This is a genomic window from Pseudomonas sp. A39, from assembly GCF_058145955.1.
On record NZ_JBYVMD010000043.1, the window covers coordinates 18,233 to 41,591 of the forward strand.

Here is a 23,359-nt window from a genome sequence, read left to right on the forward strand (position 1 = left end):
TCACAGATGCATGAGCTGACACCCTGCTATCGGGAGCAAGCCCCCTCCCACAGTTTGATCTCCATGCATCAGGTGGATGCCCCGGTGTCAGGGCGGAACCCATACCAGTCACCCCCCAAATAACGGATATAGACACCACAAAAAATTGCCCCCCACCCAATCCAAAATGAAGCTTTCATGACAAAAGTTCGGTAGTCCCCAGCCACTCCCGTCTCTCCTGTGTAACGCGCTTGAGCCCACCAGAAAGGTGGGCTTTTCAGCCGCAAGCAGGATGCCAGGAGTGGGGCGATGGGAACTATGGAACGTTACTCGAAAGTGGGCATGCAGGAGCTCGACCAGCGCCTGTCGAAGATCGTCGAAGCGGCGCGCAAGAAGCCGGTGTCGGTCTATCGCTACGGCGCGCCTTGGGTATGGATCGTCTCCCAGGACGATTGGCAGGGCACCCGCAAGGAAGTCTCCAGCTACATCCCGGCCAGCCATTCCCTGGTGTTGCTGCGCCCGCAGATCGATGAAGTGCTCGACCAGCACCGCGACTGGCTGGTGGCCGAAGCCCCGATGTCGATCGCCCCGCAGACCGTGCTGCAGATTCTGCTGCTGCAATTGCTGTATTCGGTACCCAGCGAGCAGCAACTGCATGAACAGCTGAACTACAACCTGCTGTTCCGCTGGTTCGTCGGCCTGGACCTCAACCAGAAGGTCTGGAGCATCCAGGCACTGACCCGCGACATCGCCACGCTGCTGAACAACCCGCGTGCGGTGCAACTCATCCAGAAAATCATCGGTGACGTGTTTTGTGGCGCCTTGCTGCACATGCCGGAGTTCTCGCTGAACTTCGCCCTGTTGCACACCTGGCTGGCCCGCCACGGCAACACCTCGATCACCAGCAATTGAGCAGGCCTTGCGCCGGGCAATCGGCGGCGGCGGATAAAATCAGAATGTCAGGGGGCGGTGTGGAGCATCTGTTCAAATTAACGCTGGCGCTGTGTTGCGTGACGCTGGGGAGCGTGACGCAAATCGCGTTGGCCGAGGAAGAGGAAGCGGCGCGCAAGGTCGACGTCAACGAGTACTTCGTGCGTGGCAACACGGTGCTCGATGCGGCGACGATTGAGGAGGCGGTGTATCCGTTTCTCGGCCCGCAAAAGACCCTGGGCGATATCGAAGGCGCCCGCGATGCCTTGCAGAAGATCTACCAGTCGCGTGGCTACCAGTCGGTGTTTGTCGAGCTGCCGGAGCAGAAGGTCGATGACGGCATCGTCTACCTGCAAGTCAGCGAAACCAAGGTTGGCCGCGTGCGCGTGGTCGGCGCCAAGCACTATTCGCCGGTGGAAATCCGCGAGCAGGTGCCGGCACTGGAGGAGGGCGCGGTGCCGGACTTTGCCACGGTGCAGACCCAGCTGGCCGGGCTCAACCGCAGTGCCGGGCGCCAGGTTACGCCGCTGGTACGCGAGGGCCAGCGCCCGGGCACCATGGATGTGGACCTGCAGGTCGAAGACCAGAACCCTTGGCACGCCAGCATCGGCCTGAACAACGACTACAGCGCCGACACCGAGAAGCTGCGGTCGGTCGCGACCCTGGGCTACGACAACCTTTGGCAACTGGGCCACAGCATTTCCCTGACTTACTTCACCGCGCCCCAGGACACCGAGAATGCCAAGGTTTGGTCGGGTTCCTACACCGCACCGTTGAATGAGCGCTGGACCTTGCAGTTCTCCGGTTACCAGTCCGACAGCAACATTGCCACCATCGGCGGCAGCAACGTGTTGGGCAAGGGCCATTCCTACGGTGTGTCGGCCATCTACAACCTGCCGGCTGCCGGTAACTGGGCCAACTCATTCTCGTTCGGGATCGATTTCAAGGACTTCGACGAGGAAATGAAATTCGGCGCCAGCAGTGACCAGGTGCCGCTCAAATACGCGCCATTCACCCTGGGCTACAACGGCTATCGCTACACCGAGCAATCCCAATTGGGCCTCGGTCTGAACCTGATCGTCGGTACCCGCGCCTTCTTTGGCTACGGCAGCGATGCCGAGGCGTTCGACTACAAGCGCTACAAGGCCAGCGCCAGTTTTGCCGTGCTCAAGGGTGACCTGAATTACACCTACACCTTCGCCAACGATTGGCAGTCGGCGACCAAAGGCGGCTTCCAACTCGCCTCGGGACCGCTGGTCTCCAACGAGCAGTACTCGGCCGGCGGCGCCACGTCGGTGCGCGGCTACTTGGCGGCCGAGCGCACCGGGGACGAGGGCTACTTGCTCTCCCAGGAATTGCGCACGCCGTCCCTGGCCAAGTTTCTCGGCAGTTATGTGCAGGAGTGGCGCTTCTACGCGTTCGCTGAAGGCGCGCGCATGCGCCTGCACGACCCACTGCCCGAGCAAGAAGACGAATACAGCCTGGCCAGTGTCGGCCTGGGCACCCGCGCCAGTTTGAGCAAATGGTTGTCCGGCAGCCTGGATTGGGGTTACCCGCTGCTCGATGGACCGAACACCCAGAAACAGGACTCGCGACTGCACTTCAGTGTGCAGGCGACTTTCTGACTTTTTCTTCCGGAGACTTCACCCATGCAACGCCTATTCCTGAGCCTGTTGATCTGCCTGGGCTTCGCGCTCCCGGCCACCGCCCATGCCTGGTGGCAGGACGACTGGCACTACCGCAAACAGATCTCGGTCGACACCACCGCGCAAGGGGCCGCGATCAACCAGGCCCTGGGTCGTACCGCGCTGTTGGTGCGCCTGCACACCGGTAATTTCACCTTTGACGGGGTCAAGGATGACGGTACCGACCTGCGCTTTGTGAGTGCCGATGACAAGACCGTGTTCAACCATCAGATCGAAAGCTTCGACCCGTTGATGGGCATGGCGCTGATCTGGGTCGATGTGCCCAAGGTCGAAGGCGGCCAGCGCCAGGACCTGTGGATGTACTACGGCAACCAGAAGGCCCCGGCCACGGCCAACGGCCAGTTGACCTTCGACCCGAACTACACCGCGCTCTACCATTTTGATGGCGCCAATGGCACACCGGCCCGGGACACCACGGCTTACGCCAACACCGCGTTGAACGCCACTGGCGCCGCCATCGATGGCGTGATCGGCCGCGCCTTGCAGTTCGGCGGCCAACCCGTGATGTTGCCGGCCAGCCCGTCGCTGCAACATGCGGCAGGCGGCGCGTTCACCTTCAGCGCCTGGTTGCGCTTGGACCAAGCCAGTGGCGAGCAAGTGGTGCTGGCCCGGCGTGACGGCACCCATAGCCTGTTGCTGGGCTTGAACCAGGGCATGCCGTTTGTGGACATCGACGGCCAGCGCGCTGTCTCGACCCAGCCGCTGAACCCCGGCCAATGGCAGCACCTGGCGTTCACCGCCGAGGGTGAAAAGGTCACGCTGTATGTGAATGGCCGCGAAACCGCGACCCTCGCGGTGGCCATGCCGGCCTTTAACTCCCAGCTGGCCATCGGCGCCGACCTGCCGGAAGCGGGCAGCACGCACCTGCCATTCGCCGGGGCCATCGATGAGCTGCGCCTGTCCAAGGTGGCGCGTCCGGCCGCGCTGCTGCTGGCCGATGCCAGCGCCCAGGGCGCCGAATCGAAACTGGTGGCCTACGGGGTGGATGAAGAACAGTCCGGCTTCGGTTTCGGCAGCCTGGGCTTCTTGCTCAACGCCGTACCGGTGGATGCCTGGGTAATCATCCTGGTGCTGGTGGCGATGATGTTTCAGTCCTGGGTCATCATGCTGCGCAAGAACCGCCAGGTCAGCCGTTTAAGCAGTGCCAACGAAGTGTTCCGTGAGCACTTCGCGCAGATCGGCACACGCCTGGAGATGTACGCCGACGACGCCCAGTTGGGCGAGCGCCTGACCCATTCCTCGCTGTGGCGCCTGTACCTGGTGGCGGTCAAGGAGATCCGCACCCGTCGCGCCCAAGGCGCCGACACCTCATCGGTGTCGGCCGCGACCATCGAAGCCATCCGTTGCTCCATGGACGGCGTGCGCACCCGCGAAAACCAGGCGCTCAGTTCCAAACTCTCGACCCTGTCCAACGCCATCGCCGGCGGCCCGTACATCGGCCTGCTCGGGACGGTGCTGGGGATCATGGTGGTGTTCCTCGGCACGGCCATGGCCGGTGACGTGAACATCAACGCCATCGCCCCGGGCATGGCCGCAGCCTTGCTGGCCACGGCCATGGGCCTGTTCGTCGCGATCCCGGCGCTGTTTGGCTACAACCGCCTGATCACCCGCAACAAGGAAGTCAGTGCGGATATGCGCGTGTTTGTCGACGAGTTCATCACCCGCCTGGCGGAGATGCACGGCGAGAGCCAGCACAGTGAAGCCGCGCACCGCGCACCGCATCACGCATCGGTTCCTGCCTGAGGAGAATCGCCATGGCTTCCGTAAATGCCTCCCACGACGATGACGACGATGCCGCCGTCGACAGCATCAACATCACGCCCCTGGTGGACGTGCTGATGGTGGTGCTGGTGATGTTTATTTTGACCGCCACCGCCCAGGTCTCGGGCATCCAGATTCACCTGCCCAAGGCCAGCGCCTCGGTGTCGTTGTCGGAGGCCAAGACCAAGGCCATTTCCGTGAACGACGGCGGCCAGGTGTTCCTCGACGCCTACCCGGTCACCCTCGGCGAGCTGGAAGAGCGCCTGCGTATCGAGAAAGCGTTGAACCCGGACTTCCCGGTGATCGTGCGCGGCGACGCGATGGTGCAATACCAGAAGGTGATCGAGGTACTCGACTTGCTGCGCCGGCTGGAGCTGTCCCAGGTCGGGCTGGTCACCGGCAAACCGAGTCAGGGCTGAGTCATGACCGCACAGATCCCGATTGCGCCAATACCGGTGAAAAAGAAACCGCCGTTGCGCCCGTTGAAGTGGGGCGCCGGCCTGTTGTTGGGGGCCGTGGCGGCCTGGTTTTTGTGGCAGTGGGCCAACGACATGAGTGGCGTGCGCCGCGAAGCGCCGAAGGTGCCGACGATTATCCCGTTGCCGCCGCCACCACCGCCGCCGCCGGAAAAACCCAAGGAGCCCGAGCCCCAGGTCGAAGAAAAAGTCCCGGAGCCGGTGCCCAGCCCGGAACCCGAAGAGGTCAAGCCGGCCGAGGAAGCACCGCCTTCACCTAACGAAGACCTGGCCAACCCGATGCAGATCGACGGCGACGCCCAGTCCGGCAATGACGGTTTCAACATCGGCGCGGGTAAGGGCGGTGGCATGGCCGGCAGCGGTGGCGGCGGGCTGGGTACCGGCACGTACAAGCAGTATCTGGCCGGCACCTATCAACGGCTGATGCGCGAAGACCCGGAATTACGCAAGAAGGCTTTCTCGATACAGATAGACCTGTGGTTGGGCACCGATGGCCAAGTCACTAAAGCGCTGGTGGCCAAGTCCAGCGGTGATGCCGAGACCGACGCCCAGATGCTCGCGCTGATACGTGCACCGCGTGCCGCACAGAAGCCGCCGGCGTCACTGACGCTGCCCATGCGCCTGTCCCTCAAGGGCCGGCGCCCGGATTGACTGAACCTTTTTTAACGGATTTTTACAGGAGTTGCGTACACATGATTTCCCCCGTGAATCGACTGACCCTGGCGGTTGGCATGGTCATCGCGACCCTGGTTGGCCAGGCGGCTGCAGCCCCGGTTGCGCCTTCGGAAAACGTCACCATCAACCTGATCCGTCTGCTGGTGCAGCAAGGTGTGCTGACCCAGGCCACCGCCAATGGGCTGATCGCCCAGGCTGAAAAAGAGGCCCAGCAGGCACGCCAGGCCAATGCCGTGCCGGTAGTTGCCGCAGGACCGACCGCAGCGCCCGGCGATGTGCGTGTGCAGTATGTGCCGCAGGCAGTCAAGGATCAGATTCGCGACCAGGTCAAGGCCGAGGTCATGGCCACCGCCAAGCAGGAAAACTGGGCACAGCCCAATACCTTCCCCGATTGGATCTCGCGCATCAGCTTTGATGGCGATATTCGTTTGCGCGACGAGTCACGCTACTTTTCGGGTAATAACAGCAACAACATCACCGACTTCGCCAAGCTCAATGACACCGGGCCCTATGACGTCAACAAAAACTCCAACACTAAGTTGCCGCCCTTGCTCAACACCCGCGAGGACCGCGAGAACCTGTTCCGCCTGCGCGCACGCCTGGGCATGAAAGCGGTGATCTCGCCGGAGTGGACCGCCGGCATTCGCATCGCCACCGGGTCTGACAATAACCCGGTGTCGACCACCCAGACCCTGGGCGGCGGCTTCGGCAAAAAAGACATCTGGCTGGATCAGGGTTACCTGACCTGGAAAACCACTGACTACATGACGTTGACTGCCGGGCGCATCGGCAACCCGTTCTATTCCACCGACATGATGTATTCCAACGACCTCAACTTCGACGGCGTGGCCGCGATCTTCAACCACCGCCTCAACAGCGAGTGGGGGCTGTTCGGTACCCTCGGTGCCTTCCCGGTCGAGTACACCGCCGACACCGCCAGCACCAATGGTATCGACAAGGAAGACAGCGACACCAAATGGCTGTTTGGCGGGCAGATTGGCGCTGACTGGAAGATCAACCGCAGCAACCGTCTCAAACTTGCCGCCGCTTACTACCAGTTCCAGGACATCGAAGGCGAGCGTTCCAGCCCTTGCTCCACATGGCAGGGCGCGCCCGCCTGTGACACTGACGGCACGCGTGTTGCCTTCATGCAAAAAGGCAACTCGGTGTTCAACCTGCGCAACAACACCACCAACCCGACTGACCCGGCCAGGACGCCGGACCCTCAATTCGTCGGCCTGGCGTCCAAGTTCGATGTGCTGGACCTCAACCTGGTCTGGGACAGCGACCTGCCCAGCGATTTCAAGCTGCGCACCCAGGGCAACTTCATCCACAACCTGGCCTACGACAAGGGCGAAATGCTCAAGCGCAGCGAGGGCGAGATCGTCAACAACATCAACAGCAAGGGCCAGTTTGAAAGTGGCGGCAATGCGCTGATGGTGTCGTTCACCCTGGGCAGCGCGCTGGAGATGCGCAAGCGCGGCGACTGGAACGTGTTGGCCGGCTACAAGTACATCCAGCCCGACGCCTTGCCCGACGGCTTCAACGACTCTTCGTTTCACCTGGGCGGCACCAACGCCAAGGGTTACTTCATTGGCGCCAACTACGGCATCGACAAGAACATTTACGCCAGTGCGCGTTGGTTGAGCGCCTCCGAAGTGTATGGCCAGCCGTTCGAGGTTGATGTGATGCAACTGGAACTCAACACGCGCTTTTGATGCGCAGGGAGATGCCACATGAACATGCGAATCTGCGGGCTGTTACTGCTGCTGGTCACCACCGGCGCTGCGGCCGAAGGCATGGAGGAGCGCCTGCGCACGCAACTGCGCAGCACCACTCAGCAATTGCAGGCGCTGCAAAGCGAACAGGCCCAGGCCAGTGCCGCGCGTATTGCCGCCGAAAACCAAGCCAAGCAGGCCCAAGCGCAAATCAAGCAGCTGACGGCTGAGCTGGAGAAGACCCGTGGCGCAGCCGAGCAATTGGCCGGCCAGCAACAGAGCCTGCACAGCCAGGCGCAGGCCCAGGTGGCGGCCAGCAACGAGCAGATCGGCAAGTTCAAGAAGGCCTATGACGAACTGCTGGTGCTCGCCAAGGGCAAAGAAGCCGAGCGTGCCCGTTTGCAGGCGCAACTGAGCGAACGTGACACACAAGTGCAGCAATGTTCAGTCAAGAATCAACAGATGTACGGCGTGGCCCAGCAACTGCTCGCGGCCTACGAAAAGATCGATGTGGCCGAGGTGATGAGTATTCGCCAGCCGTTCGCCAGCAGCGCGCGGGTCAAGTTCGAGGAACTGGCCCAGGGCTTTGGCGACGATTTGTACAAGAGCCGTTTTGATGCACCCCAGACAACCGCCAATCATTGATAGACAGGGAAGAGATCACCATGAGCGAATTGATCACCAGCGTCACCACCCAGCGCCTCACCGAGTTGCTGCAGGAAGCCGGCTACCGGGTAAACCCGAGCGAACAAAATGGCGTCGTGCAATTGCTCAGCGCCAGCCAGGGCATCGGCTTTGCGGTGCGCTTCGGCAACCCGGCAGCAGAGCAGGGCAGCTATGTGGATTTCACCTACAGCTGTGCGCTGCGTATCCAGGGCGAGTTGCCCGAGGGCCTGGCCCAGGTGTGGAACGCGTCACGCCGCTTTGCGCGGTTGTCGGTGCAGGGCGAATTCCTGCTGATGGAAATGGACGTGGTGGTGGCCGGCGTCGGCGCCACACACCTGCGTAGCCAGCTGGAGTTGTGGGACCGCCTGTTGCAGGAATTTATCGTCTACCTGCGTGAATACAGCCAGCAGACCGCGCAGTTGCAGGCCGCAGCGGTGGGCGAAGAGGCACCCGTATTGTGAAAAAACCAACCCTGATGGTCGGCGCGGGTGCGCTGGCCTTGCTGGTGGTGGCGGTGGGCTTGAGTCTGCGGCCGGGCAGCGACCCGGTGGCGGCGCAGCAACCGGCGCCGGTGATCAATCCAGCCGCGAGCGGGCCGGCGGTGGCGCGCTTGGGCAACCAGCAAATCGACCTGCCTGAACTGAAAACCGTGTTGGCCAGCCTGCCGGCCGAATCCCGTGAGCAACTGCGCGGCAACCGTGGTGCGTTGGAAACCTGGATCCGCTCACGCCTGGCGCAGAAGGCCGTGCTTGAACAGGCCGACGCCCAGGGCTGGCGCCAGCGCCCTGAGGTAGAGCAACAGACCCGCGCCGCCACCGAGCAGATCGTGTTCCGCGACTACATGCTCTCGGTCAGCCAGGTGCCGGCGGATTACCCCAGCGCGGCTGAATTGCAGCAGGCCTACGACAGCGGCAAGGCGCAATGGGTAACGCCACCGTTGTACCGTGTGAGCCAGATTTTCCTCGCGGCGAATGACCCGCAAACCCTCGACACGGTACGTCGCCAGGCCCAGGAGCTGAGCCGTCGGGCCCAGGCCGCACCGGGTGATTTCGCCGCCTTGGCCACGCAGTTTTCCCAGGACACGGACTCCGCCGCACGCGGTGGCGACTCGGGCATGCAACCCCTGCAGCAACTGGTACCGGAAGTGCGCAGTGCGGTGTCGCGCCTCAAGGTCGGGGCCGTGTCGGACGTGGTGCAGAGTGCGGCGGGGTTCCATGTGCTCAAACTCACCGGCCAGCAACCGGCACGCACCGCGACCCTCGACGAACTGCGTGAGCGCCTGACCCAGGCCCTGCGCGCCCAGCGCCAGGAGCAGATCGCCAAGGCTTACCTCGAAGGCATGCTCAACACCGCGACCCTGAGTATCGACGGCGCCGAGCTGAACAAGGTGCTGGAGTAATACGCGTCAACCCGCATTGGATGCACAGACCACAAGACAGGGAGTCTCCCATGGCATTTCTAGAACCGTCTGCCCCCCAGGGGCCCGCCGCTTATCGCGCACCCGCCGAGGGCCGCAGCCGTTGGCTGGCCTTGGCCGATGAGATCGACCCGGAGGTGGCGCGCTACTTTCTGGTGAGTGCGCGCTGCGGGTGTTTCATGCAAGCGGCGCGCAGCTTGAATATCAAGGCGACGCTGCTGCGCAAGCGCCTGGCGCAGTTGGAAGAGCAGCTGCGGCATTCGCTGTTCAGCTACCAGGGCAATGGTTTGGTGCTCAGCCGTGACGGCCAGCAATTGCAGGCGCAGCTGATCGCGCTGGCCCATGAACGCCGCTTGCCGGTGACGGAGCAGCCATTGATTCGGCTGGCGGTGGCGGAGCCGATCCTGCATGACATCCTGGGTCGCGACCTGATCGCCTTGCTGCGCCGCAATGCCAGCGTGCGCCTGGAGATCATCTCCATCGACAGCCAGTTGTCCCTGCAAGCGGTGGATGTGGATGTGGTGCTGTGGTTGTCGGATGCCGACGGCCCGAGCCCCGGCCCGAGTTTTCCCACTGAACCGCCGCGAGCCCTGGCGCGCTTGCAGTATCTGCCGCATATCGCCAAGCGTTATTCGCGGTTGACGACACGCCCGGACAGTGTGGAAGACCTCGACGATTACATGCTGGTGCAATGGCAGCCCGATGCGCAGGTGGAGGCTTTGCAGGCCTGGAACCAGGTGGTGCAGCAACGCTTGGCGGCAGTGGTGCAGGTGCATGCGTATTCGCTGATGCTGGAGATGATTCGCTGCGGTGCGTGCATTGGGTTGCTGCCGCATTACATGAGCAGTTTTGACCGAGGCTTGGTGGCGTTGCCGGGGTTGTTGGAGGCGCGCATGCAGCGGCAGGTATGGTTGGCGGTGAATACGCAGGTGGAGGATGCTGAGGCGGTAAGGATGATCGTAGAGTTGATCGTGGGCACATTTGAAGGACGGCGCGAGTGGTTTGACTCCAACGCACCTACCTTGTAGTGAGCGGGCTTGCCCCGCGCTGGGTGGCGAAGCCGCCCTGAACCAGGCGCCGCTATTCCTTCTGAAGAACCGCGCTGTCCTTGTTGGGGCGGCTTCGCCACCCAGCGCGGGGCAAGCCCGCTCACTACGGTGTGCGGCGGGCCAGGCAAGGTGACAGAAAGGCAGGCGGGCCAATCCGAACTCAGCGTTGCAATGCACCCCGGAAGGTTGCGCTTAATGCGCGCAAGGTTTCCTTGGAGCGGCCATCGCTGATACGGCTGTAAAGCACCACTTCACTCACGGGTAGGGTGGGCAAGCCGTATTGCTCGCTCACGTCCACCGCGCCAGACGGTGCCACGCGGTGGGCGAGGGCGGCGACGCCGAGTCCGGCGCTGACGGCGGCGCCGACGGCCATGACGCCGCCGCCGACAAATACTTCGGTCCAGTCGATGCGCGCCGCGTCCAGTGCACGGGTCGCCAAGTGCCGCACGCCGCAGGGCGCGGCCATGGTCGCCATGCGCAGGGGCGTGCCGGGGCTGTGTTGCCAGGTGGGGGCGGCGAACCAGCCAAAACGTTCTACCGCCAATACTTCGCCGTCCTGGCGCTCGCCCTCGTTGCGCACGATCACGGCGTCCAGCTCATTGCGATCGAAGGCGGCGACCAGCTCGCGGGAGGAGGCAATGCGCACTTCGAGGATCACTAACGGGTCGTAGGCGGCCAGGCGGCTGAGCCAGGTTGGCAAGTCGGGACCGGCCACGTGGTCGCTGATACCGATCACCAGGCGGCGGAGTGCGTGGCTGGCCATATCGCCCAAGGCGCGTTCATGGGCGTTGAGCAAGGCGCGGGCGGCGACTATGAAGTGTTCGCCTTGGGGCGACAGCCGCACATGCCGGGGCGTGCGTTCGAGCAAGCGATAGCCGAGGCGTTCTTCCAGGCGCTTGAGCTTGAGGCTGATCGCCGCCTGGGAGGTGTCGAGGGCTTCGGCGGCGCGGGTGAAACTGGCGAAATCGGCCACCCGTACGAAAGCCTGGACGGTGTCGATGTCCAGCGGTTTGAGCGCGTCAGTCATATTGAATCCTTATCGCACTTATATCGGCTGATATCTTGTTGAAATCATCGCGGCTGCGCAAGCTGAATCCTCATCTTGCACAGGAGTTCTCGCATGTTTGCCAAACAGTATTCACACCGTTTGCCTGCCGACTACGACATGGGCGTGATTCGCCGCCGCGCTGCGCAATTGGGGCCATTGTGGGATAACGCCGAGGGGTTGCTGTTCAAGGCGTTTATCGCCCAGGAGCGCGGTGGCAATGTGTATTCGTCGGTCTACTTGTGGGCCGATCCGTTGCAGGCCGCTGACTTTTTACTCGGCGAGCGTTTTCAGAAAGTGCTCGACAGCTTTGGTCGCCCACATATCGAGAGTTGGTTACCGCTGGATGTGCAGTGGGGGCCGGCGCAGGGCGCGTTGAGTGTGTATCGCGAGGCGTGGCCGCTGGAGCCCGGAGCGGACCGCGCCAGCCTATTGGCTGAGGAGAAACGGCGTAATCAGCAGGTGGCGGGGCGCAGTGACACGTTCGCGGTGTGCCTGGCGCTGGATGTACAGGCTTGGCGGTTGGTTCGGTTTACGTTGTCGTCCGCAGCGCTGGACGAGGCGCGTCAAGGCACGGGTTACCACGTGCTCTACCTGGCACAAGGCGTTGCGCCCCAGCCATAACTGCGCCAGTCTTGAGGCCTTATCTTTTTGGTCTCAAGCACTCTGCAATGCACACCACTCGTTTGACGCTCATTTGCCACGCCGTCACGCCTTTGCAAAAACAGGGGCGTTTTCCTGATGACGAGGCGGTGGTGATGGATTGGCAAGGCTCGGCGTTGTCGCTGGCTGATCGCTATAAGAAAACCCGGCGCCTGTTATGTGGGCCTGAGGCCAGGACGCGGCAGACGGCAGGCTTGTTCGGCGATGACGGGGTGATCGAGTTCGCGTTGCGCGATGCTGATTTCGGGCAGTGGAAGGGCCAGGACATCGGCCAGTTGGAGAGTGACACGCTGAACACTTGGCTCACTGACGCCACGTGCGCGCCCCATGGGGGCGAGTCGGTCGAGCAGATCTGCTGGCGGGTGGGAGAGTGGATGAAAACCCTCGAATCCCAGCCCGGCCATGTCGTGGCAATCACTCATCCCTTTGTGATCCGTGCCGCGATGTGGCACGTCATGCAGTTTCCACTGTCGATGTTCTACCGGATCGACGTCGAACCGCTGTCCGCCACTGAGCTGCGTTTCAACAACCTCTGGCGCCTGCGCCTGGACACTCACGCCTAGGCGCCTGAACATGGCAAAATCCACGCCCCGCACTGAGAGCAACCCATGAAACGCATCCTGATCATCGGCATTGGCGCCGGCAACCCTGACTACATCACGATGCAGGCCGTGAAGGCGCTCAACCGCACCGACGTATTTTTCCTGATGGACAAGGGCCAGAGCAAAGACAAGTTGATCGACCTGCGCCGCGAGATCTGCGAGACCTACATCACCGAGCCGGGCTACCGCTTCGTCGAGGCCGATTGCCCCGAGCGTGTGCGCGGCGACATCGATTACACCACCGCCGTGCAGGACCTCAACCGCGACAAGCAGCAGACCTTCGAACGCATGATCAACGAAGAAATGGCTGACGGTGAAGTGGGCGCTTTCCTGGCTTGGGGCGACCCTGCGTTGTACGACAGCACCATTCGCATCCTGCAGGCGATCCTGGCCAGTGGCCGCTGCACCTTTGAGTTTGAAGTGATCCCCGGCATCACCAGCGTGCAGGCCCTGGCCGCCCAGCACAAAGTCCCGCTGAACCGCATCGGCAAGTCGGTCGAGATTACGACCGGGCGCCGTCTGGCGGCGGGGCAGGCCAGCGACGCCGACACCTTGGTGGTCATGCTCGACGCCGAAGACTCGTACCGTACGGTGGCGGCGCAGGATCTGGATATCTATTGGGGCGCCTACCTGGGCACCCCGGACGAGATACTGATCAGTGGCAAAGTGAGTGACGTGGCTGAAGAAATCGAACGGGTGCGCAAGGCGGCGCGCCTGCAAAATGGCTGGATCATGGACACTTATCTGCTCCGCAAACCCTGAGGTAACGTCCCATGCTCAAATTGTTTGCCCTGGCGCTGACCCTGGTGGCCGGTGCCGCTCATGCCGACGATACGCTGCATACCGACTTGCCGTTGTCGTACCTGGAACAGACCCAGGGCGATGCGCGCAACCAGCCGCTGGTGATCTTCCTGCACGGGTTTGGCAGCAACGAGGAAGACTTGTTCGGCATCAAGGATGCGCTGCCGTCTACCTGGACTTACCTGTCGGCCCGTGCGCCGATGCCGGTGGACCCGCACGGCTATCGCTGGTTTACCAAGACGCCCGGTGACGGCGATTACGATGGGGAGACCGCCGACCTGCAGCGCAGCGCCACGTTGATCGAGGATTTTGTCGGCAAAGCCACCACCAAGTACCACACTCAACCTGACCGGGTGTTCCTGGTCGGCTTCAGCCAGGGCGCGATCATGTCCTACGAGGTGGGCTTGCGCCGGCCGGAGCTGGTGCGTGGGATTGCGGCGTTGAGTGGCAGCGTGTTGCCGGTGCTCAAGGCTGAGCTGAAGCCGGATGAGTCACTGGGTAAATTGGCGATCTTCATCGGCCACGGCACGTTGGACCAGGCGTTGCCCTTTACCTCGGCGACCCGGGCGAATGAGGTGTTGACGGGGTTGGGGTTGAAGCCGGAGTTTCATGGTTATTCGGGAATGAACCATACCGTCAGTGCAGCGGAAGTGCAGGACCTCAAAGCCTGGCTGGAAAAAAGCCTGAATTAAACGCGGTCGAACACTGTGGGAGGGGGCTTGCTCCCACATTTGGACCGAGTTGTTGGGAAGACTGTTATTTCCCGCCGGTAATCAACTTCACCAGCGCCGCATGCCCCTTCGCATCATCCGCGCGCGAAATCGCCTGAATCACCAGCAAGTGATTGCCCGAACCGGCCAGGAACGTGGAGTTCAGCGTCTTGCCGCCGCCTTGGGTGGCGGTGCTGTCCACCTGGCGCAGGCCCAGGCCCTTGAAGGTCAGTTTTTTCTCGCCCTTTTTCTTGAAGTCAGGCAGCGCCGCGCCTTGGTCCTTGACGAAGCCGGCCACGGCGCCATCAAGGAATTTCGCGTCGTTATCCCCGATGGTTACCCCGTCGTTGCGCACGGTTTCGGCGACGATCACCACACTTTTCGTGGTCTGGTTAGCGTACATCGTGCCTTGGGTATCGGCGGTGCCATCTTCGGCTTTGCCGGCGGGCAGGGTGTCGGCAGCGTAGGCCTTGGGCAGGTTGAAGGTGAACTTGCCGCCCAAGGTGGAGATGGTTTGCGTGGTTGGCTTAGCGGCGGCGAACACGCTGCCGGCGGTCAGCGCGAGGACCAGCAAGGCGGCGGTCTTGGTGAAAGTGGCCATGAAGCGCTCCAGGGATGAACGAAATTGCGGCGTATTCTGTCAGAATTTTCGCAAAATCGTTCATCCGAAGCCTCACACCTTGTCGGACTCTTCCTCAAGCCGATCCATTTCAAACAGCCTTGCCAATTCAGCCCGGGCTTCCTGGGCGGTTTGCATGACTTTGGCGGCGTCGTCGTAGACCGCGTGTTGCGCGGCCAGTACCTGCAAGTCATGGTTTTTGAAGCGGGTGATGCGCGCATCGGCCTGGGCCTGGCTCAACCCCAGGCCGACCAGGGTGCGGCGGCTCATTTCGAGGCTGGAGTAGAAGGTCTCGCGAATCGGCGAGGCATCCAGGTCGACCAGGCGGTGCACGTGCTGGCGGTTACGTGCGCGGGCGATGATCTTCATGTGCGGGTAGAGGTTGCGCACCAGCTCGGCGGTCTTGATGTTGATCTCCGGGTCGTCCATGGCGATCACAAAAAACTCCGCCTGGTCGACTTTGGCCGCGTGCAGGATCTCGGGGCGTTGCGGGTCACCGTAGAACACCGGCATGCCGCCGAAGCTGCGGGTCAGCTCGATGGTTTCCACCGAGGTGTCCAGCGCGATAAACGAGATGTTCTGCGCGCGCAGGATCCGCGCCACGATCTGGCCCATACGGCCCATCCCGGCGATCACCACACGCGGCGCGTCGCTTTCGATGGTGCGGTATTCCTCGGGCACTTCCACGGTCTTGACCTTGGGCTTGAACAGCTTCGGGCACACCAACAGCAGCAGCGGCGTCACCGCCATGGACAGGGTAATGGTCAGTACGAGCACATCGTAGAGGTGGGGGTCGAACAGGCCTTGGTCGCGGCCGATCTTGAACACCACAAAAGCAAACTCACCGCCCGCTGCCAGCACCACACCCAGGCGCAGGGCGCTCTCGCGATTGAGATCACCGACCATACGGCCCACCGCGTACAACAGCGGCAGCTTCAGGCCGATCAGCAGCAGCGTCAGCCCGATCACCACCAGCGGCGAACTGAGCAGCAGGCTGAGGTTGGCGCCCATGCCCACGCTGATAAAGAACAGGCCCAGCAGCAGGCCCTTGAACGGTTCGATCTGGGATTCCAGTTCGTGGCGGTATTCCGAATCCGCCAGCAGCAGGCCGGCGAGGAAGGCGCCTAGGGCCATGGACACGCCCACCAGCTCCATCAACCAGGCGGTACCGATCACCACCAGCAACGCCGTAGCGGTGGAGACTTCACGCAGGCCAGTCTTGGCGACGATGCGAAACACCGGCCGCAACAGGTAGCGACCGCCGATGATCACCACGGCGATGCTGCCGAGGATCTGCAACACATGCTGCAGGCCCTGGGCTTCGGTGATCGGGTGATCGCTGCCGGCCAGCAGCGGCACCATGGCGATCAGCGGGATCGCAGCGATGTCCTGGAACAGCAAAATGGCAAACGCCAGGCGACCATGGGGTTGGTTCAGCTCTTTGCGCTCGGCCAGGCTTTGCAGGCCAAACGCGGTGGAGGAGAGCGCCAGGCCAAGGCCGAGCACGATGGCACTGTTCCACGACTGGCCAAACAGCCATAACGCGACAACACCCATCACCAGGCCCGTGAGCAGCACCTGGGCCAGGCCGACGCCGAATACCGCCTTGCGCATCACCCATAAACGCTTGGGCGACAGCTCCAACCCGATGATAAACAGCAGCAGCACCACGCCCAGCTCGGAGAACTGCGCGACACTTTGCGGGTTACCGATTAACCCCAGCACCGACGGGCCGATGATCACACCGGCGAACAGATAGCCCAGCACCGCGCCCAGTTGCAGGCGTTTGGCCAGGGGCACGGTCAGCACGGCGGCGAGCAGGAACACCACGGCTGCTTGTAACAGGTTGCCTTCATGGGGCATTGCGAACTCCAGGATCTTTAAAACCAATCAACAGGCGGGTATTAGAGCGCTTTTTACAGGTCGATAATTGTGTTTTTGCAGCGCGTGATCGTGCTGAGAGGCATTGCTGTCAGGGCGGAAGGATGTACAAACAATTTCCCAAGGGCGGCGGGTGGCGGCTCGTCCAGTTTATCTACTACGTTTTATGCTCTTGAGTTTATATTCCTTGGGTGGCATATTTGCATGGATTGGGACATTGAATACACGGATGAATTCGGAGACTGGTGGGCGGGTTTGGGGACAAAGGAGCAAGTGTCGGTATCCGCCAGCGTTGACCTGCTGGGGCTTTTCGGACCGGGCTTGGGCTTTCCCCACAGCAGCGATATCAAAGGTTCCCGGCACGGCAACCTGCGGGAACTGCGCCTACAACACGCGGGGCGCCCTTATCGGGTGCTGTACGCATTTGATCCACGGCGATGCGCGGTATTACTGATGGGTGGGGACAAGACCGGGCAGCACCGCTGGTATGACCAACACGTCCCGGTGGCAGAAAAGTTGTACGACGTACATTTGCAAACTTTGTGTAGAGAGGGCCGTAACCATGGCTAAGAAATTCGCCGAACTTCAAGCCCGCATGACGCCACAAGCGCGTGCTGAAGCCAAGCAGTTGTTCCAGCAACACCTGCAGCAAATGCCCCTGCATGAGCTGCGCAAAGCCCAGCAGTTGAGCCAGCAAAGCCTGGCGAAGGCATTGAACATCAACCAGGCGGCCGTCTCCAAGATGGAGCGGCGTACCGACATGTACATCAGCACGTTGCGCGATTACATCCGTGCAATGGGCGGCGAACTGGAGATTATCGCGACCTTCCCCGATGGCCAGGTCAAGATCGACAATTTCGCGTATTGAAGGTTGGCAGTCGCCCGGCCATGCGCCGGGCTTTTTCGGGCGGGCTTACTTTTCCGCCTGCATCACCGCGCCTTGGCTGGTTGGAGCCAGGTTCGCCGGCCGGCGATACAACCCCACCGCCAACCCGGCGATGATGATGCCGATCGAGATCAGGTTAGGCGTGGAAATGCGCTCGTCGAGCATCAGCATGGAGCTGGTGATGCCGAATACCGGGATCAGCAACGACAGGGGCGCCACGGTGGACACCGGGTACAGCTTGAGCAGCGAGTTCCAGCCCCAGTACGCAAAGTGCGTGGCCAAATACACCTGGAACAGGATCGACAGGATCGCCGTCAGGTCGAGGCTGGCTTGCAAACCTTCGAACGCGGCGCTGCCGTGCATCAGCCAGGCCGTGAGGAACAGCGGAATCGGCGGGATCAGGCTGGCCCACACCATGAACGAGAAGATCTCTTTCACCCCGGACTTCTTGATGATCACATTGCCCACGCTCCAGGCCACCGCACTGAGGACGATCAGCATCACGCCCAGCACGGCATGGTTGCCTTGCTGGGTGGAAATGATCCCTGCGAGGCCGATCAAGGCCAATACCGCGCCGATCATCTGCGCGCCACGGATCTTCTCTTTGAACAGCACAAAGCCCCAGCCCATGGTGAAGAACACGCTGAGTTGAATGATCAATGAGGCAATACCAGGGCTCACACCCACCTGGATGCCGTAGTTGATCACGCCCCACATGCCCAACCCGAAGATAAAACCGTAGGCGGCCACGTAGCTGAATTTAACGGCAGGACGCTTGATAAAGAACACCAGCGGCAGGGCGGCGAGGGCAAAGCGGATACCCGTGAGCACAAACGGATCGATGGCGCGCAGGCCCAGTTTGGTGATGGGGAAATTGACCCCCCACACCAGGGTGACGAGCACGGCAAGTGACAAATGTTTTTTCAGCATGGACCCTCCTTGGGTCAGGCGGCACAGCGCAATTGCGATGTGCCGCCGGAAAGTCAGTTCAAGGCGAACCGTTTTTGCATCAGGCACAGCCCGGCGATTTCCATCAGCAGATTGTCTGCCGAGGCGCGTTGGGCGGGGGACAAGCTTGGCAGGGTTGCCAGCAAGGCGCGTACTTTACGTGGCTCGAAGAACGGCACGTTGCTCAGTGCCGGGCCGCTCAACACGTCGTTGATCATTTCATACAGCTTCGATTGCGGGCTCTCGGACGCCGGCGGCGCGCGGAAGTATTGCTTCTTGCGGTCCAGCACGGCCTGCGGCACATACGGGCGCATGGCTTCGCGCAGGGCGTATTTCTCGGTGGCGCCGCGCACTTTCATGTTCACCGGCAGGCGGCAGGCGGCCTCGATCACTTGGTGGTCGAGCAGCGGTGGGCGGCCTTCCAGGCTGCCGGCCATTTCCATGCGGTCGCCCAGGGAGGTCAGCACCACGTTGGGCAGGCTCGACTTGGCGACCATGTACAGCGAGCGGTTGACCGGTTCCCAGCCGTTCAGCGCCCGTGGGCTCAGACGGTCGTAGAACTCGCGATAGGCGTCGGTATTGCTGAAGCGCTCACGGAAGTCATCGCTGTACAACTGCGCCAGAGGCCCGAACAACGCTGATTGGGTTTGCAGCCAGGACACGCCGTGGCCCAGTTCGTCCTGCACCCATTTCACATCGTTCTTGCCGCCGGGCAGGTAGCGATCTTCGCTGGCGTGCAGGCGGCGGGCGAGCTCGGCGATTGCCGTCGGGTCTTGGTTTTCGTGGTTGTACAACACCATGTCGCGGCGATAGTGCGGGTAGCCACCGAAGACTTCGTCGGCGCCTTCACCGGTCAATACCGCGCGCATGCCCTGGTTCTGCACGTATTTGCACAGCAGGTACTTGGCCACGCTATGGGCGTTGGCGAAGGGCATCTCGGCGTGCCACAGAGCGTTTTCGAAGTTGTCCGCCATGTCGGCGGAGTTCACCGACAGCACATTGAGGTGGGCGCGGTTATGCCGGGCGGCAATTTCAGCGTACTGGCGTTCGTCGTAGGCCTGCTCGCCTTCGAAGGACAAGTGGAAGGCCTGCAGCGGCTGGCCGGTCAGTTCGGTGGCGATGCCCAGCATGGCCGAGGAGTCCAGGCCGCCGCTGAGGCACACACCCACCGGCACATCGGCGTGCAAACGCAGGCGCACGGATTCTTCGATGGTGTGGCGCAGCGAGTCGATCATCTCGGCTTCACTGCGTTGCTCGGTGGCCTGGGCGTCGGGGAAATCCCAGTCCCAATACTGTTCGGTTTGCAGGCCGCTTTCGTCAGCGATGATCCAGCAGCCGGGTTTGACGCTGCGAATGTTGTTGAACACGGTACGGTCGCGCAGGATAAAGCCCCGGTTGGCGTAGGCTTCGTGGTCCCACTCTGCGGGCACGCCGGCGGCGAGCAAGGCTTTGATTTCGGACGCGAAGTACCAGGCGCCTTCATGCTCGGTGTAGTACAGCGGCTTGACGCCCACTCGGTCACGCACGGCAAACAGCTTTTTGCGCAGGCGATCGAAGATCAGAATGGAGAACTCGCCGCGCAGTTGCTTGAGGCCGCGTACGCCGTGACGGCGGTACAGGTGCATGGCGATTTCGCTGTCGGACGAGGTCTTGAAGCGGCAACCGTAGCCCTCCAGCTCCGTACGAATGCGTTGATAGTCATAGAACTCGCCGTTGACCATCATCACCAGGTCGCCTTCATCGGCGACGATCGGCTGGGTGCCGTTACCCAGGCCGACCAGGCCCAGGCGCACATAACCGAAAGCGGCCTGGCCCTTGGGGTCGAACCACTGGCTGGAGCTGTCCGGGCCACGATGATGGATCGCACGCAGGGCGGCATCGAACAGGTTGGGGTTGAACGCACGAGGTTGTTTGGCAAAGACGCCAATGTATCCACACATGACAATTACTCTATTGAATTTGTAGTGATCAGCGACACGCTGGGTTCAAACGGTGATGACCGGTTCGTTCATCCCATGCAGCTCAGGCAGCACCGCTTCGGGGCGTATACCGATGGAACTGAGGATCTCGGGCATGGCCGAGTAGTCCGCTTCGCCGGTCTCGGTGAATTGAGTCGGCAACAGCAGTGAGCGATCACCGAACACTTCAAGCAGCTGCGGCAGGATGATTCGCCACGCCGAAATCTCGCGCATCGGGAAGATCCGGATGGAGTTGGCGATGCCGCGGGTGAACAGCGTGGTTTGCTGCGGGGTAAAGTCACCCACCACCTGCTGCACGAACAGCGGGAAGATGTGTTTGTGCACCAGCTCGTCTTTTTTGTGCAGGGCCACCACGTGACGAAACACCGGCTGGATGTCCGGCGCGTCACTGAGGTCGGCCAGGTAGTCGCTGATAAAGGTTTCCGAGACCAGCGAGAACGCCAGGCGGTAGATTTTGAAGTCCGCCTCGGACATCGTGGCCTGGGCCTGGCTGAGGTGGCGGGTCAGCTCCAGCTCCGGCCATTTAATGCGCATGCCGCGCTGGGTAATCGCCAGCTCACACATGTTGATCGAGAACAGTGTGTGGTAGGCCTCATCCGCCAGGGTTTCGGAAATCGTCGCGGCGCTGGCCGAGCTCAGGCGCGAGCCCAGCTGCAGCAGGTCGATGCAGGACGGGCAGATGATTTCGGTTTCGATGGCGATGGTTTTCTGGTTGTAGATCACCCAGCCGGCCGACAGGATCAGCAACTTCAGGGCATGGGGGTAGTGTTGGTAGTGCGGGTCATGGGCGAAAGGTAACAGGGCCTCGAGAAAGTCCGGCGCTTGCAGGTCAAGCTGGATATCCGGGCGTTGGGAGTCGAGCTTGATCTGTGCGCGTTTGTGCCAGCTGCGTTCGATTTTGATCAATCGTTCATCGGTCGCGTCATTGCTGCGATAAAGATCGTCTTGAGTGCTGTGCTGAAACATGGTTTCACCGGTTGATAGTGAGTTGTGAAGGCCATCCATGGTTTGCCGAGGTGCGCTCGGCAACGTTCACGACCGGGAGTTACACCGCTGGCGCGGTCTGGATCTTGTCCTTCTTGCGATCCAGGAAATCCGCCAGGCGATCCTGTGTGCGGGTGTCGGAAGACACCACGGCGGCAATCAAGGCTTCCGTCATCAGCCCGTCCTGCTGGCTTTGATCAACAATGCGTGGCAACACATGGGTCACCGCGTAATTGGTCATGGGCAGGTTGCCGGCGATCTTGTGCGCCAATTCGGTGGCCTTGAGCACCGCCTGGCCGACCGGCACCAGGTACTGGGCCACGCCGCGCTCGTAGCTTTCCTTGGCGTAGAGCGTGCGGCCGGTGAGCATCATGTCGGTCATCAGGGCAATGCCGGCGATGCGTGGGAAGCGCACCGAGGCGCCGACGCCGACATACAGGCCGCGCATCGCTTCGGGCAGCGAGAAGAAGGCGCTGTCATCGACCACGCGCAGGCTGCAGGCGGTGGCAATCTCCAGGCCGCCACCGATGGCGGCACCGGTAATGGCGGCTACCACGGGCACCTTGCCGAACTGGATCAGTTCGAAGGTCTTGTGCCATTCGCGAAATGCCTGGACGTTATCGATGACCGACTGGTCGCGGATTTCCGACAGGTCCAACCCCGTGCAGAAATGCTGGCTGGTGCTGTAGAGCACCGCAGCACCAATGCCTTCTGGGATGTGGGTGAAGGTCTCGCGCAGTTCGTGCATGACTTCCAGCGACATGGCGTTGCGCTTCTGCGGGCGGTTGAGTCCCACCATCAAAACAGCGCCGTCCACGCGTACGTCCAAGTAGTTTTTGACAGTCATTTTCCGAATATCCCTTCGATATGAGCCCAACTTGGGGAGCGATGATTCTAGGTGGCGGTGTGATGGCCCGCTTGCTATGTCAGGTCATACTTTGACAAAATCGGGCCATGCCGCCGACCTTCACCTTTTCGCCTTACAAACCGGACAGCCCCGAAGCGGTGGTGACGTTGCGCGAGTACCCGTCTGGGACAGTATTTCCACGCCACACTCACCGACGCGGGCAGTTCGCCTACGCCTCCACAGGCGCGTTGAAAATGTTCACCGACCTGGGTAATTGGGTCGTGCCGCCCCAGCGGGCGATCTGGGTGCCGGGTGGGGTGTCGCATGAGATGCACATGCGCGGCGACGTGGTGATGCTCAACACCTACTTGGACGACGCCGCCGCCCGGCGCGCCGGGTTGCAGGACTATTGCCAGGTGTTTGGCGTCTCGCCGCTGCTGCGTCATCTATTGGAAGCGGCGCTGGCGATTGGGCCATCGGCCTCGCCCAGCGTGCGTGATTGTTGCGTGCTGACCCTGCTGATCGATGAAATCGGCACGATGCCCGAGTTGCCGTTGAGTGCGCCGCTGCCTTCGGAATCGCGCCTGGCCCGTTCTTGTCAGCGCTTCCTTGACGCGCCCACGCAGAAAATCTCGATTGGCGAGATGGCCGATTGGTCGAGCATGAGCCGGCGTACCTTCACGCGTAATTTTCGTGAATGCACGGGCATGACCTTTGTGTCGTGGCGCCAACAGGTCTGCCTGCTGGAGGCCACTGCACGGCTCAGCCATGGCTCGTCCATCACCGATGTGGCCTTCGAGCTGGGGTTCAGCAGCTCCAGTGCGTTCACCTCGGTGTTTCGCCGTAACCTGGGGGATTCACCGGCGCGTTACCTGGCCAAGTCCAAGGCCGCTTCCATCTTCTGAAAGGAAGAGGGGGCCAACGTGGTTAATGCCAGTCAGTTAAGAAGCAGCAAGAGCGAAAAGTAACCCGTGGCGATGGAGCTTGCTCCCGCTGGACTGCGTAGCAGTCCCAGTC

At 61.8% G+C, this 23,359-nt stretch carries 24 protein-coding genes; 17 read left to right on the forward strand and 7 right to left on the reverse strand.

Annotation, left to right across the window (positions count from 1 at the left end):
• Positions 1–297 precede the first annotated feature (297 nt).
• From AC3ZU9_RS25305 to AC3ZU9_RS25350, 10 genes are read left to right on the forward strand one after another with little or no spacing between them, the layout of a single operon-like run.
• The gene (locus tag AC3ZU9_RS25305) at positions 298–891 is read left to right on the forward strand and encodes a transposase (RefSeq protein WP_043205185.1); all 594 of its coding nucleotides are present in this window, start codon (positions 298–300) and stop codon (positions 889–891) included.
• A gap of 59 nt (positions 892–950) precedes the next feature.
• Entirely contained in the window at positions 951–2,534 is a 1,584-nt protein-coding gene (locus AC3ZU9_RS25310) for a ShlB/FhaC/HecB family hemolysin secretion/activation protein (protein ID WP_043205186.1), read from the forward strand.
• 24 nt (positions 2,535–2,558) lie between these two features.
• Positions 2,559–4,358, forward strand: a complete 1,800-nt coding sequence (locus AC3ZU9_RS25315) for a DUF2341 domain-containing protein (protein ID WP_490091500.1) — start codon at positions 2,559–2,561, stop codon at positions 4,356–4,358.
• Positions 4,359–4,369: 11 nt separating this feature from the next.
• Positions 4,370–4,795, forward strand: coding sequence for an ExbD/TolR family protein (locus AC3ZU9_RS25320; protein WP_010211136.1), 426 nt, complete (start codon positions 4,370–4,372; stop codon positions 4,793–4,795).
• Between the two features lie 3 nt (positions 4,796–4,798).
• The gene (locus AC3ZU9_RS25325) at positions 4,799–5,503 is read left to right on the forward strand and encodes an energy transducer TonB family protein (RefSeq protein WP_012723653.1); all 705 of its coding nucleotides are present in this window, start codon (positions 4,799–4,801) and stop codon (positions 5,501–5,503) included.
• Positions 5,504–5,544: 41 nt separating this feature from the next.
• The gene (locus tag AC3ZU9_RS25330) at positions 5,545–7,245 is read left to right on the forward strand and encodes a putative porin (RefSeq protein ID WP_012723654.1); all 1,701 of its coding nucleotides are present in this window, start codon (positions 5,545–5,547) and stop codon (positions 7,243–7,245) included.
• An 18-nt stretch (positions 7,246–7,263) separates the two neighbouring features.
• Positions 7,264–7,890, forward strand: a complete 627-nt coding sequence (locus tag AC3ZU9_RS25335) for a DNA repair protein (RefSeq protein WP_490091501.1) — start codon at positions 7,264–7,266, stop codon at positions 7,888–7,890.
• A gap of 20 nt (positions 7,891–7,910) precedes the next feature.
• The gene (locus tag AC3ZU9_RS25340) at positions 7,911–8,372 is read left to right on the forward strand and encodes a YbjN domain-containing protein (RefSeq protein WP_012723656.1); all 462 of its coding nucleotides are present in this window, start codon (positions 7,911–7,913) and stop codon (positions 8,370–8,372) included.
• Positions 8,369–9,310, forward strand: coding sequence for a peptidylprolyl isomerase (locus tag AC3ZU9_RS25345; RefSeq protein WP_046036725.1), 942 nt, complete (start codon positions 8,369–8,371; stop codon positions 9,308–9,310). Before AC3ZU9_RS25340 ends, AC3ZU9_RS25345 begins: the two co-directional genes overlap by 4 nt.
• 50 nt (positions 9,311–9,360) lie before the next feature.
• Entirely contained in the window at positions 9,361–10,356 is a 996-nt protein-coding gene (locus tag AC3ZU9_RS25350) for a LysR family transcriptional regulator (RefSeq protein ID WP_012723658.1), read from the forward strand.
• A 181-nt stretch (positions 10,357–10,537) separates the two neighbouring features.
• Here AC3ZU9_RS25350 and AC3ZU9_RS25355 read toward each other — a convergent pair whose 3' ends face one another.
• The gene (locus AC3ZU9_RS25355; protein ID WP_490091502.1) at positions 10,538–11,404 is read right to left on the reverse strand and encodes a LysR family transcriptional regulator; all 867 of its coding nucleotides are present in this window, start codon (positions 11,402–11,404) and stop codon (positions 10,538–10,540) included.
• A 93-nt stretch (positions 11,405–11,497) separates the two neighbouring features.
• Here AC3ZU9_RS25355 and AC3ZU9_RS25360 point away from each other — a divergent pair, with 93 nt between their 5' ends.
• From AC3ZU9_RS25360 to AC3ZU9_RS25375, 4 genes are read left to right on the forward strand one after another with little or no spacing between them, the layout of a single operon-like run.
• Positions 11,498–12,046: a DUF4865 family protein gene (locus tag AC3ZU9_RS25360; RefSeq protein WP_489096396.1), complete on the forward strand. Its 549-nt coding sequence runs from the start codon at positions 11,498–11,500 to the stop codon at positions 12,044–12,046.
• Positions 12,047–12,093: 47 nt separating this feature from the next.
• Positions 12,094–12,648, forward strand: a complete 555-nt coding sequence (locus AC3ZU9_RS25365) for a histidine phosphatase family protein (protein ID WP_046036724.1) — start codon at positions 12,094–12,096, stop codon at positions 12,646–12,648.
• Between the two features lie 45 nt (positions 12,649–12,693).
• On the forward strand, positions 12,694–13,449 hold the full coding sequence (gene cobF / locus AC3ZU9_RS25370) for a precorrin-6A synthase (deacetylating) (RefSeq protein ID WP_102060594.1): 756 nt from the start codon (positions 12,694–12,696) through the stop codon (positions 13,447–13,449).
• Positions 13,450–13,460: 11 nt separating this feature from the next.
• Positions 13,461–14,180, forward strand: a complete 720-nt coding sequence (locus AC3ZU9_RS25375; protein WP_122811654.1) for an alpha/beta hydrolase — start codon at positions 13,461–13,463, stop codon at positions 14,178–14,180.
• A gap of 64 nt (positions 14,181–14,244) precedes the next feature.
• On the opposite strand, the gene AC3ZU9_RS25380 is transcribed toward AC3ZU9_RS25375, so the two are convergent.
• Both AC3ZU9_RS25380 and AC3ZU9_RS25385 read right to left on the reverse strand, forming a co-directional pair.
• Positions 14,245–14,799: a DcrB/PsbP domain-containing protein gene (locus AC3ZU9_RS25380; RefSeq protein WP_490091503.1), complete on the reverse strand. Its 555-nt coding sequence runs from the start codon at positions 14,797–14,799 to the stop codon at positions 14,245–14,247.
• A gap of 72 nt (positions 14,800–14,871) precedes the next feature.
• Entirely contained in the window at positions 14,872–16,680 is a 1,809-nt protein-coding gene (locus AC3ZU9_RS25385) for a monovalent cation:proton antiporter-2 (CPA2) family protein (RefSeq protein ID WP_490091504.1), read from the reverse strand.
• Positions 16,681–16,902: 222 nt separating this feature from the next.
• On the opposite strand from AC3ZU9_RS25385, the gene AC3ZU9_RS25390 reads away from it, so the two are divergent.
• Together AC3ZU9_RS25390 and AC3ZU9_RS25395 are read left to right on the forward strand one after the other, a co-directional pair.
• The gene (locus tag AC3ZU9_RS25390; RefSeq protein WP_012723666.1) at positions 16,903–17,268 is read left to right on the forward strand and encodes a type II toxin-antitoxin system RelE/ParE family toxin; all 366 of its coding nucleotides are present in this window, start codon (positions 16,903–16,905) and stop codon (positions 17,266–17,268) included.
• Positions 17,261–17,566, forward strand: a complete 306-nt coding sequence (locus tag AC3ZU9_RS25395) for an XRE family transcriptional regulator (protein WP_012723667.1) — start codon at positions 17,261–17,263, stop codon at positions 17,564–17,566. Before AC3ZU9_RS25390 ends, AC3ZU9_RS25395 begins: the two co-directional genes overlap by 8 nt.
• 45 nt (positions 17,567–17,611) lie before the next feature.
• On the opposite strand, the gene AC3ZU9_RS25400 is transcribed toward AC3ZU9_RS25395, so the two are convergent.
• From AC3ZU9_RS25400 to AC3ZU9_RS25415, 4 genes are all read right to left on the reverse strand, one after another.
• Complete coding sequence (locus AC3ZU9_RS25400; RefSeq protein WP_012723668.1) at positions 17,612–18,514, reverse strand: amino acid metabolite efflux pump; 903 nt, start codon at positions 18,512–18,514, stop codon at positions 17,612–17,614.
• A gap of 53 nt (positions 18,515–18,567) precedes the next feature.
• Positions 18,568–20,472: an asparagine synthase (glutamine-hydrolyzing) gene (asnB, locus tag AC3ZU9_RS25405; RefSeq protein ID WP_046036720.1), complete on the reverse strand. Its 1,905-nt coding sequence runs from the start codon at positions 20,470–20,472 to the stop codon at positions 18,568–18,570.
• Positions 20,473–20,517: 45 nt separating this feature from the next.
• Positions 20,518–21,477, reverse strand: a complete 960-nt coding sequence (locus tag AC3ZU9_RS25410) for a diiron oxygenase (protein WP_046036719.1) — start codon at positions 21,475–21,477, stop codon at positions 20,518–20,520.
• A gap of 79 nt (positions 21,478–21,556) precedes the next feature.
• Positions 21,557–22,342 carry a crotonase/enoyl-CoA hydratase family protein gene (locus tag AC3ZU9_RS25415; protein WP_043205189.1) on the reverse strand — a complete coding sequence of 262 codons (786 nt, stop codon included), beginning with the start codon at positions 22,340–22,342 and terminating at the stop codon, positions 21,557–21,559.
• 107 nt (positions 22,343–22,449) lie between these two features.
• Here AC3ZU9_RS25415 and AC3ZU9_RS25420 point away from each other — a divergent pair, with 107 nt between their 5' ends.
• Complete coding sequence (locus tag AC3ZU9_RS25420) at positions 22,450–23,247, forward strand: AraC family transcriptional regulator (protein ID WP_012723672.1); 798 nt, start codon at positions 22,450–22,452, stop codon at positions 23,245–23,247.
• Positions 23,248–23,359: the final 112 nt, after the last annotated feature.